Origin of the sequence: Azohydromonas aeria, assembly GCF_009760915.1 — a bacterium.
In the GTDB taxonomy this organism is placed as follows: Bacteria; Pseudomonadota; Gammaproteobacteria; order Burkholderiales; family Burkholderiaceae_C; genus Azohydromonas; species Azohydromonas aeria.
The window spans coordinates 35,024-50,315 of record NZ_VIDQ01000034.1; the positions used below are offsets into that span (position 1 = coordinate 35,024).

General features: G+C 67.0%; 13 protein-coding genes. 9 read left to right on the plus strand and 4 right to left on the minus strand.

The features are described 5' to 3' along the window. Nucleotides 1–161: 161 nt before the first annotated feature. Nucleotides 162–977, plus strand: a complete 816-nt coding sequence (locus FJ694_RS19410; protein ID WP_232540124.1) for an IclR family transcriptional regulator domain-containing protein — start codon at nt 162–164, stop codon at nt 975–977. Between the two features lie 167 nt (nt 978–1,144). Here FJ694_RS19410 and FJ694_RS19415 read toward each other — a convergent pair whose 3' ends face one another. After that, nucleotides 1,145–2,233, minus strand: a complete 1,089-nt coding sequence (locus tag FJ694_RS19415) for a maleylacetate reductase (RefSeq protein ID WP_157268977.1) — start codon at nt 2,231–2,233, stop codon at nt 1,145–1,147. A gap of 13 nt (nt 2,234–2,246) precedes the next feature. Continuing rightward, on the minus strand, nt 2,247–3,245 hold the full coding sequence (locus tag FJ694_RS19420; protein ID WP_157268978.1) for a tripartite tricarboxylate transporter substrate binding protein: 999 nt from the start codon (nt 3,243–3,245) through the stop codon (nt 2,247–2,249). 101 nt (nt 3,246–3,346) lie between these two features. Here FJ694_RS19420 and FJ694_RS19425 point away from each other — a divergent pair, with 101 nt between their 5' ends. The 4 genes from FJ694_RS19425 to FJ694_RS19440 all read left to right on the plus strand — a co-directional run bounded on the left by FJ694_RS19425 (nt 3,347) and on the right by FJ694_RS19440 (nt 8,142). Next, nucleotides 3,347–4,297 (plus strand): LysR family transcriptional regulator, encoded by a 951-nt coding sequence (locus tag FJ694_RS19425; protein ID WP_157268979.1) that lies wholly within the window; start codon nt 3,347–3,349, stop codon nt 4,295–4,297. Nucleotides 4,298–5,097: 800 nt separating this feature from the next. Beyond that, nucleotides 5,098–6,099, plus strand: coding sequence for a glycosyltransferase family 2 protein (locus FJ694_RS19430; protein ID WP_157268980.1), 1,002 nt, complete (start codon nt 5,098–5,100; stop codon nt 6,097–6,099). A gap of 22 nt (nt 6,100–6,121) precedes the next feature. Beyond that, nucleotides 6,122–7,705 (plus strand): ArnT family glycosyltransferase, encoded by a 1,584-nt coding sequence (locus tag FJ694_RS19435; protein ID WP_157268981.1) that lies wholly within the window; start codon nt 6,122–6,124, stop codon nt 7,703–7,705. Between the two features lie 56 nt (nt 7,706–7,761). Then, entirely contained in the window at nt 7,762–8,142 is a 381-nt protein-coding gene (locus tag FJ694_RS19440) for a GtrA family protein (RefSeq protein WP_157268982.1), read from the plus strand. Nucleotides 8,143–8,366: 224 nt separating this feature from the next. Here the strand turns inward: FJ694_RS19440 and FJ694_RS19445 are convergent, their stop codons facing one another. Next, complete coding sequence (locus FJ694_RS19445) at nt 8,367–9,749, minus strand: PxKF domain-containing protein (RefSeq protein ID WP_198320906.1); 1,383 nt, start codon at nt 9,747–9,749, stop codon at nt 8,367–8,369. Nucleotides 9,750–10,381: 632 nt separating this feature from the next. On the opposite strand from FJ694_RS19445, the gene FJ694_RS37965 reads away from it, so the two are divergent. The 4 genes from FJ694_RS37965 (at nt 10,382) to FJ694_RS36745 (ending at nt 14,209) form a co-directional block, all read left to right on the plus strand. Next, the gene (locus FJ694_RS37965) at nt 10,382–10,714 is read left to right on the plus strand and encodes a protease inhibitor I42 family protein (protein ID WP_375140236.1); all 333 of its coding nucleotides are present in this window, start codon (nt 10,382–10,384) and stop codon (nt 10,712–10,714) included. Continuing rightward, a complete protein-coding gene (locus FJ694_RS19455) occupies nt 10,711–11,190 on the plus strand; it encodes a YybH family protein (RefSeq protein ID WP_157268985.1) in 480 nt (159 codons plus the stop codon). Before FJ694_RS37965 ends, FJ694_RS19455 begins: the two co-directional genes overlap by 4 nt. A gap of 163 nt (nt 11,191–11,353) precedes the next feature. Continuing rightward, entirely contained in the window at nt 11,354–13,783 is a 2,430-nt protein-coding gene (ppsA, locus tag FJ694_RS19460; protein ID WP_157268986.1) for a phosphoenolpyruvate synthase, read from the plus strand. 96 nt (nt 13,784–13,879) lie between these two features. Then, entirely contained in the window at nt 13,880–14,209 is a 330-nt protein-coding gene (locus FJ694_RS36745; protein ID WP_198320907.1) for a hypothetical protein, read from the plus strand. Between the two features lie 94 nt (nt 14,210–14,303). Here FJ694_RS36745 and FJ694_RS19470 read toward each other — a convergent pair whose 3' ends face one another. Beyond that, a complete protein-coding gene (locus FJ694_RS19470) occupies nt 14,304–15,164 on the minus strand; it encodes an AraC family transcriptional regulator (protein WP_157268987.1) in 861 nt (286 codons plus the stop codon). Nucleotides 15,165–15,292: the final 128 nt, after the last annotated feature.

Below are 15,292 nucleotides of genomic sequence, written 5' to 3' on the forward strand. Positions count from 1 at the left end.
AAGTGCCGAGGCGGCGCGGACGACTTGAGTGCCCATCGCCAATATGTTCTAATAGCGAACAAAGGTTCTTATTACGAACAACGAGAGCGCAGACTATGGATGCCGGGCGAGCCTGTCAAGGCATGCCGGCGCGTCCTGCGTGGCTTTCAAGGAGCAACCCGATGCCGACCAAGCGTGCCGAACCGGCCCCGTCCCCGGAACGCGACGACGAGGAGCTCAAGCCCAGCGACAGCTACGTGCAGTCCTTCGCACGCGGGCTGGAGGTGCTGCGCAGCTTCGGCGCCGGCGCGCCGGCGCAGACCTTGTCCGAGACTGCCGAGCGCGTGGGCCTGACGCGCGCGGGCGCACGGCGCATCCTGCTGACGCTGCAGACGCTGGGTTACGTGGAGCAGGAAGGGCGGCAGTTCCGCCTCACGCCCAAGGTGATGGAGCTGGGCTTCGCGTACCTGAGCGCGCAGCCGTGGTGGCACCTGGCGCAGCCGCTGATGGAGGAGCTGACGCAGCAGCTCAAGCTTTCCACCTCGGCCGCGGTGCTCGATGGCGCGGAGGTCGTTTACGTGCTGCGCGTGCCGATGCAGAAGATCATGTCGATCAACCTCGGCGTGGGCTCACGGCTGCCGGCGCACTGCACCTCGATGGGCCGCGTGCTGCTGGCGGGCTTGCGGGAGGAGCAGCGCGAGGCACGCGTGGCGGCGATGACGCTGGAGCCGCTGACGCCCCGGACCACCACCGACGCCGAGGCGCTGCTGCGCAAGCTGTCACAGGTGCGGCGCCAGGGGTTCGCCCTGGTCAACGAAGAGCTGGAGCTGGGGCTGATGTCGCTGGCGGTGCCGGTGCGGGACCGCAGCGATCGCGTGGTGGCGGCCATCAACGTCAGCAGCCCGGCACAGCGCCAGTCCGCCACGGAGCTGCAGAAGACCTGCCTGCCCGCGCTGCAGGCGGTGGCCGAGCGCATCAGCGCGATGCTGCCGGGGTGAAACCACGGTACTGCCGGCCACTTCGGTGCCGGTGCCGTCCACAGCGCGCCTTGTGCGGTCGGCGTCGATCACCATGACCCGGTCGCGGTGCGTCGCGTACACCAGCCGGCCCGGCGCCACGAAGATCGGCGTCTCCTCAAGGATCGGTTCTGGCGGTCACTCGTCCGTCACGCGCCCGGTGCGTCGCCTGCCCAGGCTGCCTGCAGCAGCGCGCGCAGCGGCTCGGCTTCGAGCGGCCGCGGGTTCGGGTAGCGCCGCTGCAGCGCTTGCATGCAGGCGGTGTCCAGCGCGGCCTCGGGCAGCCCGAGCGACGCCAGCGAGGCCGGGACGCCGGCGTCGCGCGCGAGCTGGTAGACAGCCTGCGGCGCGTCGTCGGCCGGCACGCCGCGCAGAGCCGTCGCGATGCGCGCCATCGCGCGTGGCGCGGCCGCGGCGTTGTAGGCCAGCGCGTGCGGGAGCACGACGGCGTGGACCTCGGCATGCGGCAGGTCGAAGCTGCCGCCCAGCGTGTGGCACAGCTTGTGGTGCAGGCCCATCTCGACGCTGCCGAGCACGCGGCCGCAGAGCCACGCGCCGTAAAGCGCCTGCCGGCGCGCCTCGGCATCGTGCGGCGCGCGGCGCAGCGCCGGCAGCGCGCTGCCGATGGATGCGAGGCCCTCGGTCGCCATCCAGTCGGTCATCGGATTCGCGTCGCCCGCGTACAGGGCCTCGGCGGCGTGCGCGATCGCGTTGAGGCCGCTGGCCATCGCCATCGCGAGCGGCAGCTCGCGCGTCAGTACCGGGTCGTAGATGACGCTGCGCGGCAGCACGCGCACGTCGCGCCCGGTGCGCTTGATGCCGCCTTCGGTCAGGCCCCAGATCGGCGTCATTTCCGAGCCGGCGTAGGTTGTCGGTATCGCAATGATCGGCAGCCCGCTGTCGAGCGCGATCGCCTTGGCGAGGCCGACGGTCGAGCCGCCGCCGACCGCGACCAGCCCGTCGGCGCCGGTGGCCAGCGCGCGGGCGTGGCCGGCGCGCGCGGTCTCGACCGGCACGTGCATCACGGCGCCGTCGTGCACGCCGGCCGAGCGCGCGCCGAGGGCGTCCGCCACGGCCTGCGCCAGCGTGCGTTGCGGCGGCGTGCAGAGCACGAGCACGCGGTGCAGGCCGAGCGCGTCGAGCTCGTCGCCGACGCGCGCGAGCGCGCCGTCGCCGAACACCACGCGCTGCGCGGGCGTGTCAACGGTGAAAGGGCGGTTCTGGTAATGCTTGTCCATCGTGTGCTCCCGGTCACTCGGCCGCGATGTTGCGGGCGCGGATCAGCCTTCCCCAGCGTTCGCTCTCCCCGCGCACCAGCGCGTCCATCGCGCTGCGCGGGCCGGCGGTCACTTCAAAACCGGCGGCCTCCAGCTGCTTCTGCACGGCCGGCTGGCGCAGCGCGGCGGCCACGTCGGCGCCCAGGCGCTCGATCAGCGCGGGCGGCATCGCCGCCGGCGCCACCATGCCGACCCAGGAGTGGATCTCGAAGCCCTTCGCCCGCTCGGCCACCGCCGGCACGTTGGGCAGTGCCGGATGGCGCTGCGGCGAAGTGATCGCCAGCGCGCGCAGCTGGCCGCCGTCCAGGTACTGCCGCACGAGCGGCAGGCTCGCGATCATCGAATCGACGTGGCCGCCGACGAGGTCCGTGATCGCCGGGCCGCCGCCCTTGAAGGGCACGTGCACGCCACTGCCGCCGACGGCATCGAAGAACAGCTCGCCCGCGAGGTGGTTCGAGCTGCCGGCGCCGACCGACGCGAACGTCACCTTGCCGGCCTGCCTGGCCGCCACGATGAAGGCGTCCAGCGTCGTGTACGGCGACGAGGCCGGCACCACCAGCACCATCGGCGCGCGCACCAGCGTGGCGATGCCCGTGAGGTCGCGTGCCGCGTAGGGCAGCTTGCGGTAGATGTGCTGCTCGGTCGCGAACGAGTCGAACACCAGCCCGACGGTGTAGCCGTCGGCCGCCGCCTTCGCGACCGCGCTGGTGCCGATCGTGCCGCCGCCGCCGGGCCGGTTGTTGACGATCACCGGCTGCCCGAGCCGCGCGCGCAGCGGCTCCTGCAGCACGCGGGCGACGTTGTCGACGGTGCCGCCGGCTGCAAACGGCACGACGATCTGCAACGGGCGCGATGGCCAGGTCTCGGCGCGGGCGGCGGGCGCGGCAGTGCCGATCAACACGGCGAGCGCGAGCCCGGCGGTGCCGAAGCGGCGTCGGTCCAGCTTGTGGAAGGCGGTGCGGGGCAGAATCATCGCGGTCTCCGGTCGTCTGCTGTTGATGGCCGGATGCTAGGCAGTGCAGGCTGCGGGATCAGCCAGCGCGGGCGCGAAACGGCTTTGCGGGGAGTGCACAGATGGAGTCGATCCGGTTCGCAGAAGCATTGGCCGTGTTTGTGGACGTTGCGCGCGAAGAGAGCTTCTCGGCGGTCGCGCGGCGGCGCGGCCTGGCGGCGTCGTCGGTCGCGCGGCAGATCGACATGCTGGAGACCGACCTGCAGGTCACGCTCTTCGTACGCTCGACGCGCGCGCTGAAGCTGACCGACGCCGGCCGCCTGCTGCTGGAGCGCGCGGTGAAGATCCTCGACGACGTGGCCGACGCGCGCAGCGAGGTCATCTCGCTCGACCGCGGCGTCGAGGGCCTGCTGCGCGTGAGCTGTGCGCCGGCCTTCGGCCGCCGCCACGTCGTGCCGCACCTCGCGACGCTGGTCGCGCGGCACCCGGCGCTGCGCGTCGAGCTGGAGCTGACCGAGCGGCCTGTCGATCCGGTGCTCGATCGCGTCGACGCGGTGATCCGCATCGGCGCGCAGCCCGACAGCCGGCTCGTCGGCCAGCGCATCGGCAGCCAGCGCTACGTCGTGTGTGCATCGCCGGCCTACCTGGCGCGCCACGGCACGCCGACGCGCTTCGACGAGCTTGCCAGCCATCGGCTCGTCGACCGTCAACACAGCACCAGCGCGCGCGGCTGGCGCGAAATCGCGAGCCCCGAGTGGCCGCACCCGCCACACGTCGTGTTCCAGAGCGACGACTGCGACGCCCGGCGGCTGTGCGTCGGCCAGGGCCTGGGCATCGGCCTCGTGCCCGACTGGGCGATCACCGAGGACCTGGCAAGCGGCCGCCTCGTCGAGCTCCAGCTCGAAGGCGCCCCGCCGTTGAAGACGGTACCGGTGTGGCTGATGCGCCCGGCACGCGAGGCGAGCGCGAAACTGCGCGCGTTCACGCAGCACCTGCTCGACTGCTACGCCGCCGGGGAGCGGCAGGCCGCGGCGGCAACGCCAGGCACCGGCCTGCGGGCCGCGGCGGCCTGACCAAGCGCGCGCCGCAGGCACAGCCAGCGCGCGGGGCAGCTTCCAGAGCAGGTCCGAGGCACGCACGGCGCCTTTCAGCTGCATCGAGGGCTGGTACAGCCCGCGCCGGCGCCACTCGGGTCTGGGCTATGGCGACAGCACCGTCAGCAGCCATAGACCAAGTGTGTGCGTGCTGATGACCAGACCCGGCCGCTGTGTTGCGACCCTTGCCGCAGGCGCATGCCAAGCTCGCCGCCGTGCCGGGCATGCGCCCACCTGGTGAAGACCTGCCGCGCAGCCGCTCGCGCGGCTGATTCTCGGCACATTCGACACGTCAACGGGGCGGTGGGCGGGTCGCCGGAGCAACTCGAGTAACTCCTGGATTCAAATTCACGCTTCGCATTTGATTTTTCGCAAAAGTGGCTCTCAACGCAAAAGTGATGCTGCGAGCGCAGTTGGCCCACAAGAAAATCTGGATTTTCCGTTGCAGCTGGCGAGCCGAAACGACCTTCGGTTTCAACTGCATTCCCAGGGCTTGACGAAATCCGGCGGCAGTATTCGATTGTCGCAACATCGACCCTGTGGCGCGGGTGCATGATGGGGTCTCCACGCATCAGGGAATTGAGCTTCGACCGGCCACCTGCCGCCGTCACGGGTTCTTGAAACGCAAGGCTGATTCAGGAGTGTCTTGGTTTGTATTGGTGCCGGGGTGGCTGCCTGGATATGTGGCGATCGTTTTGAACTCCGAGCATTGCAGAGGTTTGGGTTCGGTACCGTTGAATCAGGGTGCCCGTTTGCGCAAATGACTGCATGGAGGAAGCATGATGACACTTGGCATTGTCGTGCCTTGCTACAACGAGGAAGAGGTCATTGCTGAGACATCGCGCAGACTTGTCCGGTTGCTCCATCGCTTGCAGGCCAGCTGCAAGATATCGATGAGCAGTTTCGTGTGTTTTGTCGATGATGGCAGTACGGATCGAACGTGGAAAATCATTGAGCAGCTGGCTGCTCAGCACGCAGAAATACGCGGCATCAAGCTGGCGCGCAACAGCGGTCACCAGAATGCATTGATGGCCGGCCTGCTCGGTGTTTCAGCGGACGCGGTGGTGTCCATAGACGCTGACCTGCAGGACGATGAAAATGTCATTGAAACCATGGTCGATCGCTGTGCCGAAGGTTTTGATCTGGTGCTCGGCGTTCGCAGCGACCGGTCCACGGATACTGTTTTCAAGCGGGCAACGGCGAGCGGGCACTACCGCCTGCTGAAGATGATGGGCGTCGAGGTCGTGACGCACCATGCCGATTTCAGGCTGATGACACGGCCGGTACTGGAGGCGTTGCGCCAGTTTGGCGAAGTCAACCTGTACTTGCGAGGCATCATTCCGCTCCTGGGATTCAGGACCGCGACTGTGCCTTATAAACGCGTGGCTCGATTTGCCGGCACATCAAAATATCCGATCTCGAAAATGGTGTCGCTGTCGCTGCAAGGCATCACGTCGCTGTCGATCCAACCTATCCGCCTGGTGGCCATTGCCGGCATGTTCATCTCCGCGATCAGCGTGCTCGCTGGATTATGGGCATTGATCATCCGGCTGTTCACGTCGCAAGCCCTGCCAGGCTGGGCTTCCACGGTAGTGCCTTCCTATTTTTTGGGGGGATTGCAGTTGTTGAGCTTGGGCGTGATTGGAGAATACGTCGGCAAAATCTACATGGAAACCAAGCGCCGACCACGATTCGTGATAGAGAAAACCACGGCTTGCCTGGACTCTAGAGCTGCTGCCCGCCACATGGCGGACGAGACAGTCGAAACCCTGATTTCCTGAGCGGCACTGGGGAAAATTGGCCATGAAGGAATCGCATGAAATGGACATGCCGGTGGAGCCGGGCTCCATCGAATTTCCGAAGATCACGCAAACGGGGTGGTCCAAGGCAGGAAAATTCCGCAGTTTGCTGGCTTGGACCGGCTTGGTGCTGGTGACGGCTCTTGCATTCCTGTTTTCTGACCTGTCCCGCTTTCCCGTTCTCATGTGGGACGAGTCCCGGCTGGCCGTCAATGCGCTTGAAATGGCCTTGAATGGTCCGAGCCTGGTGACCACTTTTGGTTTCGAGCCTGACTTGTGGAACACGAAGCCGCCTCTGCAAATCTGGCTCATGGCCTTGTCCATCAGCCACGCTTCACAGCCGGAAGTCGGGCTGCGGCTGCCCTCGGCATTGGCCGCCCTGGCAACGGTTGCCCTGATTTTCTACTTCACGTACCGTTTCACGCGCTCACCCGTCACGGCCGCTGCGGCCGCCTTGCTGCTGCTGAGCAGCCGGGGATTTTATGGCACGCACGTGGCACGCACCGGCGACTATGACGCCTTGCTGGTATTGCTCGCAACGGCATATTGCGGGCTGCTGTTCCGGTTGCTGCACGGTTCGAAGTCCAGGGCTTTTGTCTTCGAAGCAACCGGGCTGTGCCTGGCGCTGGCAGTGATGACCAAGGGCGTCGGAGGACTGATGCCGGTGGCCGGCGTGGTGGTTCATGCCATGCTGACACGGCGTTGGCATCGCTTGTGGGTGTGGCCGTCTTCGCTGAAGGCTGCGCTGATATTCTCGGTGCTGTTGACATCCTTTTATGTATTTCGGGAGCTGAGTTCCCCCGGCTATCTTGAGGCCGTGCTGCGGAATGAGTTTGGCCGCTACGTGGCTGACCTTGACCCACAGTCGGAAGCGACACGTCAAGGCTTCATGTATCTGTTCCAGGTGGTGACGGTACATCGCCATTTCGCGCTGGGAATCTTGCTTGTCTTCGTACTGCCGATCGGGTGGTATCTCGCGACGCCTCGGCGCAGGCTGCTCCTTTCCTATGCGCTGGTGGTGTCTTTCACGTTCCTGCTGGTGGTCAGTTCATCGCGCACCCGCTATTACTGGTACATCGCGCCGGTCTACCCCTGGCTGGCCGTGGCGGCAGCAGTTTCCATCGAGTCGATCATCAAGTGGCTGAAGCACAACCTCCATCGGCGCTGGCAGGCGCTGGGCCGCGCAGCGCCTGCATTGCTGGCTCTCCTCCTGGCAGGAGTCTTTGGACTGGCGGTAGCCGACCGTCATGTTCGGCTTGTGAATTATCGGGATGGATACGAAAGTGCTTATGGTCCCTTCTTGAAGGATTTGGTCTACGCAGGACACGACCGCATCACGGTCGTCGATGGCGGTCGCGCTGACGCAGGGCCAGTCATGAATGCGCACTACAATCCCGTGCTTCGCTTTTATCAGATGTATATCGGGTGGCGCACAGGTGCATCGGTACAGATCGTGCATGCTTTGCCGGCATCGTTGTCAACCGGCGACGTGCTGGCGACTTGTGACGCCAGGTTCAGTCTTTCGCCATCCCAAGCCTTCGAGGTGATTGCCCATACGGGCCGCTGCAATGCAGTCGCCGTCAAGTAGCCGGCCAGGCGCGCACGGTACCGCGATCTGCTCCCATCCCTCGGCCGAGACAGCCCGTGCACAAGCAATTCTTGATATTCGTTCTGGTTGGCGGAATTGCGACAGGGCTGCAATATGCCGTGCTGCTGGCCTTGATGATGATTTGGGATTTTCCGCCCACGTTGGCTTCGAGCGTGGGCTTTTTGGCCAGCCTGTTCCTAAACTATGCGATGAACAGAAGCCTGACGTTCCTCAGTCGTCAACGTCATGCGGCAGTGTTTCCCAGGTTCTTGATGGTTTCACTGGGCGGATTGCTGCTCAATGGCCTTGCACTTTCATTGCTCCTGAGGCTGTTCGCCTTGCCAGTCCTTGCCGCACAGGCAGGCAGCACGGCCATGGTGTTGATGTGGAACTATTGGGCGCATCGAGCCTGGACCTTCAGGACCGGTTCGGTGTGAGGGCAGCAAGCCAGCCAAATGCTCGTCACGGAGCCCTCAGGCTGGCGCACCGATGCGGCACGGGCCGCCTCGGTGGCCGAATTTGAATGCACACGGCCGGGCAGGGCGCTGTGCCGGCCGCAACGGTTCGGCCGTGGCATGAAGAGCCGCTCCGTGCGTGGCCATGCCAATTGGCCGATGGACCGATTGGCAGCCCCTCCCTGCCATGAACCGTCATGGCTTCGCTACCTGAACTGGAACAAGGCCTTGTGGATGGAGCCGTCCGTCAAGCGCAGCGTGAGCAGCCGGCACGTGCCCGCCCACGCTTTCTCGGTCTTCCAGACATAGGTGTAGGTGCCGCTGTCGGGATCCAGGTTCAAGGGGCTGCGATGGCGGTGTTCGGTGTCGCTGCTGTTGTTGGCGGTGGCCCCTTCCTCACGACCAGGGCACGCAATGTGACGTGAGTTCGGGTAGCCCGCGGCGATGACGTTGAGCCCCAGGCCGGTGTGAAGCCGGAACCTGAGCGGCACGGCCGCCCCGGCGCGACGGGCGTTCAAGGCCGGCGGATTGAGCACCGGCTCGAAGAAGCCTGTGAAATGGAACCGGGCAGGGCCGATGAACTGGCCGAATGCGTTGGGTTCGCGTCCTGTCGGCAGCGTCGCGACAACCTCGTTGGTTGCCGTGGCAATCACCGAGAGGCTGTTGCTGTTGCGGTTGGCGACGTACACGCGCTTTCCGTCCGGCGTCACGGACAGCCCGTAAGGGACAAGCCCTACCGGGACCGTGGCGATCACGGCGTTGGTGGCGGTGTCGATGACCGCGACGCTGGAGCCGGCGATTTCCGTGACGTAGACGCGCTTGCCATCCGGTGTGACGGCCACGCCGAAGGGCGCACGGGCCGGGATGTCGGCAACCACGGTGTTGGAGGCCGCGGAGATCACCGAAACCGTGCTGAGGTCCCCCCTGCCGAGATTGGCCACGTAGACATGGGTGCCATCCGGTGAAACCGCGACTCCGTAGGGCGACACGCCTACCGGGATGTCGGCGATGACGGCATTCGTGTCTGTGGAAATGACCAGGACGTTGTTGCTGCCCCAGTTCGCGACGTAGATGCGGCTGCCATCGGGCGATGCCGCCACGCCGCTGGGCGAGGCGCCCGCGCGGATGGTGGCAACGACTTGATGGGTGACGGTCGAGATGACGGCCACATTGCCGCCGGACACGCTGCCCACGTAGAGCCGGCGACCGTTTGGCGTCAATGCCAGCCCGGAGGGCAAGGCCACGGGAATGGTTGCAATGACCGACTTGCTGGCAGCGGAGACGACGGCGACATGGCCGCTGTTCGCGACGGAGACGTAGGCTCGCGCGCTGTCTTGCGACGCCGCCACACCGAAGGGACTGAATCCCGTGCCGATGGTGGCAAGGAACTCGTTGGTGGCGGTGTCGAGTATGGAGACGGTGTGGTCCTCCGTGTTGGGGACGTAGGCAAAAGGAGCGGCCAGCGCCGTGCCGCAAGACAGGAAACCCGCCATCACCGCGGCACGAGTGCCGCTGTGCCGCGGATGAAAGGGGATGCGTCGGCTGGGCTTCCTGTCCGATCGGGCCTGGCACATCGGCATTCCATTCATGGATACCTCCTGCAGTGGGGGGAGCCATCGCATGCATCAGCGGCGGGCACCTGCGGCCGATGGCCTGCCGCAGGTGCACCGGAGGCTGTCGACGGTTCACTCAACGAGGAGGCGTCAGCGCCGACAGCGGGACGTCCTTGGCAAGGCATCCCACCGGGCATCAATGTGCATCGCGGGCTCGACCGGCGATTGACGGAAATCAGGTCGCTGTCCGCGACCCTGCGAATGGGCCTTCTTGCCATGCGGCCGTCGGCAGGCTTTCAGTCCCTGTTGCCGGCCGCTCTGCGGAGGCAGGGTCCTTGCATCATCTTCTGGCCGACCGGTATTCGCAGGATGCCGATGTCCCAGGGGCAAGTGCCGAGGCGGCAAACTTGCGCATTCGCAAACGCGTGGCAGCACTTTTCCACAACCATGCGGGTGCGACGAAGGCTCAATGTCCCGCCTAAGCACCTTGAGCGCGCAGGCGTCCTGGTTGATCTGGTGGAGCCGCCTGCGCCGGGCAGTATCCGGCTTCGTCGATGGGCACCTTGTTCAATGACGACAGGACAGATCCATGTACCAAGCTCGTGCGAAAGCCGCTTTGCCCGAAGCGAATCAGGTCGTCGGCGCGGGATCCATGACGAGAGTTGCTTTTGCAACTTCCAGGAAGCCCGTCAACAGGCCATGCCTGGCTGCTGCGATCCGTGGGCAGCCCGGTGGTTGAACTGGCAGGAGGAACGTTCGAGCCGGCTCAGGCATTGCAGCCGGGTGCCGCAGGGCCGCACCTGTGCTGTTTCCAATCGCGCGAGCCTGGCAAGGTGCAGCTGCGATTGGAGCTGCAGCAGCACTGGCAGCCGGGTACGGTCGCGCAAAGCTTCGAGCTCACGGTACGCGTCGTGGCAGGTCGTCCGTCATGCCTTGAGCAGGGGCCACAAAGTGGAGCCGTCGTCTGCCCGATCAGTTTGGCCAACGGAGAGAGAACATGAAGCTTTCGGCAACCTTCCTTGCGGCTTGCTGCCTGGCCACGTCGGCCTTTGCGCAAGCGACCTCGGCAGACCAGCTTCCCCAGCTCTACATCGAGGCCTACCGCAACGGCGACGCGGACCGGATCGCTGCGCTGTTCTCTGCGGACGCGACATTCATTCCGCTGTTGCCGCTTCCGCGCCTGACCGGGCGCGACGCGATCCGTGCCTACTACCAGCGCGCCCTATCCAGCTCGCGGTCGCGAAACATCACGCCGTCGAACCAGCAGGTGCAGGCCTATGGAGAAGTGGTCGTCCGGTCGGCGGAGGTTCGCATCGATCAGGAGCTGCTGGACGGCCGGGAAGTCTCGACCCGGGCCAGGGTCAGCTTCGTCTACAAGCGGGAGCCGCAGGGGTGGTTGATCGTGCACCACCACCAGTCGGTCGAGCCGGCCGCGCCGGCAGCCCCGGGGCCGGCGCCGGCCAGGCCGCAGCCCTGAAGCGGGTCGCCCGCGCCTGCCGCGCGGCACGGTGCCCGCGGCAGTGGCCGCTTCGGCGCACGAGCAGCGCCGCAGTTGATGCCGGTCAAGGCTGCCGGCGCCCAGCGGTTCATGCTTTCCAGCCCTGCAGCCGCTGAGGGCCGCAGCCCGTGGAGGGACCGCCATGAAGTACATCCGCTGGTTCGCCGAACTGGGTGCCGACGACGTGCCGCTCGTCGGCGGCAAGAATGCCTCGCTGGGCGAGATGTTCAGCGCGCTGGCGCCGCAGGGCGTCAACGTGCCCGACGGCTTCGCCGTCACCGCCGAGGCCTACCGCCACGTGCTGGACCAGGCCGACGCGTGGCCGCGCCTGCATGAGGCGCTGTCGGCGCTGGACCCCTTCGACGTCGAGGACCTGGCCTGCCGCGCCCGGCGCGCGCGGGAGATCGTCATGGCCGCGCCGCTGCCGCCGGACCTGGCCGCCGAAATCGTCGAGGCCTACGCGCGGCTGCGCCGCGAGTACGGCGAGCAGCTCGAAGTGGCCGTGCGCAGCTCGGCCACCGCCGAGGACCTGCCGGGCGCCAGCTTCGCGGGACAGCACGAGACCTACCTCAACGTCAACGGCGAGGGCCCGCTGCTGGAGGCGGTGCGGCGCTGCTTCGCCAGCCTGTTCAAGGACCGTGCCATCCGCTACCGGATGGACCAGGGCTTCGACCACTTCAAGGTCTTCCAGTCGGTGGGCGTGATGAAGATGGTGCGCGCCGATCGCGCGGCCAGCGGCGTGATCTTCACGCTGGACACCGAGTCGGGATTTCGGGACGTGGTCTTCATCACCGGCGCCTACGGCCTGGGTGAGAACGTGGTGCAGGGCACGGTGGACCCGGACGAGTTCCACGTCTTCAAGCCCACGCTGCGCCAGGGCCACCGCACGGTGCTGCGGCGCAAGCTCGGCGGCAAGGAAGTGCGCATGGTCTATTCCTGGGGCGCCGGGCGCGAGACCACGCGCAACGTGCCCACGCCCAGGGAAGAGCAGGCGCGCTACTGCATCTGCGACGACGAGGTGCTGGCGCTGGCCGACGCTGCGCTGGCGGTCGAGGACCACTACAGCCGCCGCGCCGGGCAGCCCGTGCCCATGGACATCGAATGGGCCAAGGACGGCCTCGACGGCCGGCTCTACATCGTGCAGGCGCGGCCCGAGACCGTGGCCTCGCGCCGGCCCGTCGGCCAGTTCGACGAGGTGCGGCTGGGGGCCCAGGGCAGCGTGCTGGCCACGGGGCGCGCCGTGGGCAGCCGCATCGCCACCGGCCCCGTGCGCGTGGTGCGCGACGTGTCGGAGCTGGGCGCATTCCAGCCCGGCGAAGTGCTGGTGGCCGACACCACCATGCCCGACTGGGGCACGGTCATGAAGACGGCTGCCGCGCTGGTGACCAATCGCGGCGGGCGCACCTGCCATGCGGCCATCGTCGCACGCGAACTGGGCATCCCGGCCGTGGTGGGCTGCGACGACGCCACCACGCGGCTGCACACGGGGGACGAGGTCACGGTGTCGTGCGCGGAAGGCGCGGTGGGCCGGGTGTACGCGGGCGTGCTGCCCTTCACGCACCGGTGCATCGACCTCGGCACCCTGGCGCGCCCGCGCACGCAGCTGATGGTCAACGTCGGCAACCCGGACACCGCCTTCCAGACCGCGCTGCTGCCCGCCGCCGGCGTGGGGCTGGCGCGCATGGAATTCATCGTGGCGGAGCACATCCGCGTGCACCCGATGGCCCTGGCGCATCCGGAGCGCGTGCCCGACGTGGCCGAGGCGGCGCAGATCGCGCGGCTGACGCAGGGCTTCGAGCGCGGGGCCGACTACTTCGTGCGCCAGCTCTCGGAGGGCATCGGCACCATCGCCGCGGCCTTCCACCCGCGGCCGGTGATCGTGCGGCTGTCGGACTTCAAGACCAACGAGTACGCGCAGCTGCTGGGCGGCCGCGGCTTCGAGCCGCACGAGGAGAACCCGATGCTGGGCCTGCGCGGCGCCTCGCGCTACGCGCACCCGGCCTATGCCGACGGCTTCGCGCTGGAGTGCGCGGCGCTCAAGCGCGTGCGCCATGACATGGGGCTGACCAACGTGAAGCTGATGGTGCCTTTCTGCCGCCGCGTGGAGGAAGCGGAGCGCGTGCTGCAGGCGCTGGCCACGCACGGCCTGGTGCGCGGCCAGGACGGGCTGGAGGTCTACGTCATGTGCGAGATCCCCAACAACGTGATCCAGATCGACGCCTTCGCGCGGCTCTTCGACGGCTTTTCCATCGGCTCCAACGACCTCACGCAGCTGGTGCTGGGTGTGGACCGCGACTCCGAGCTGGTGGCCTTCGACTTCGACGAGCGCGACGCGGGCGTGATGGCCATGATCCGCATGGCGGTGGAGGGCGCGCGGCGCAACGGACGGCACGTGGGCATCTGCGGGCAGGCGCCTTCGGACCATCCCGAGCTGGTGCGCTTCCTGGTGGAGATCGGCATCGACTCGATCAGCGTCACGCCCGACACGCTGTTGTCCGTGACGCGCGAGGTCCTGGCCGTCGAGCAGCGGCGTGACCCGCCAGGCTCCGGGACGGTGGGCGCTGCGTCATGAGCACCCTCGTATCCGCGCCGATGCAGCGCACCGTCCATTCCAATGCGTGTTCGCCGGTGAAAGAGTGACCGGGTCTGCCATCACGGAGACTGGGCCATGCCTCGAACAGCCAGCGGTAGTGAAGTACTGGAGCAGGCGCAACAGGCGCCGCGCGAAGCCAAGACGGTAGAGGAGTTGCGCCAAGCGCAGGCCGTGGTGCTGCCTCTGCTGCTGGGCGTGTCCATTGAGCCGTACTCGCCTGAGCTCAACCCCGTGGGGCATCCATGGGATGAGCTGCGCGAGAAGCACTTCCACAACCGCTTCTTCGACACCCTGGAAGACGTCGAAGAGCACCTGGCCAACGCACTGGCCGGACGTGAACGCGATGCTCAACGCGTTCACTCCACCACTGCGTGGCCTTGGATCGTTGGTTCACTTCCAGATTGAAACTGGAATCAGCCCGGTTTCCGCCATCAACCCGCGCAGCAAGCAGCCTCTCGCCGGCAGCAGTCGGCGTCGCGTGAGGCCGTGAGGCGGCCCGTCACTGAATGCCCGTGAGCGTGTGCTGCACCGTGGTTCCCGCAGCGCGCCTGAAGCCCGAGGGCGAGACCCCCATGTGCTCCCGGAAGAAGCGCGAGAAGTTGCCCGGTGAGGAGAAGCCCAGGTCCAGGGCCAGCGAGGTCAGCGGCTGGGGCTTCTTGCTTTGCAGCATCCGCCGCACGGCCTCCTCCACGCGCACCGCGCTCCAGAACACCTGCGGCGTGGTCTGCAGCTGATCCCGGAACAACGTGAAGAACTGCGTGCGCGACAAGCCCACGCGTCCGGCGATTTCCTCGACCGACAGCGGCTCGTGCACGTGCTCTCGCATGTACGCGATGGCTGCGCGCAGCCGGTGGTCCAGCATGGCCGTGCGCTTCTGAAGCCCTTCGGGCGGCACAGGCGCGAGCGTGGCGTCGATGGCGCTCTGGATCAGCTGCTCCACCTCGCTGTCTATTTCGTCGCGCCGGCTCTCCTGCTGCGACAGGACCGCGTCGAGCACGCGCCAGCAGGCCTGGCGCAGCGGCGCACTGATCGGCACGCGCGGCGAGGGAAAGAAGAACGCGCGCCCGCTCTCCGCGCGCACCCGCTCCAGCCAGTCCTTCGAGATGTAGAGCACCAGGAAGATGGCCGGCCCTGAGCGGTCCAGCAGCCGGGCGTCGTGCGACTCGTACTCGTTGGTGCCCAGGGCCACGTCCTCGCTGTAGTGCACCACCGTGTCGCCCAGGTGCGCCTCCACCGGGGGGCCGCCCAGCCAGAATGCGAACTGCGACTCCGCATGCGCGTGCGCCACCAGGTCGTCGCGCAACTCCAGCACCACGGCACGGCCGAAGCCGCCCTCGTGCAGCGCGTAAACGTCTGCCATTTGTCCTGTCTCCTTGGGGCGCGACTATCGGCGTGATGACTTCGGTCAAGAAGGGCCTGAAGCCGGCTTTCAGGGAAAGCACGGAGCAACACGCCGTACTCTGCGATAAATCAGCGAACGGCGCGATA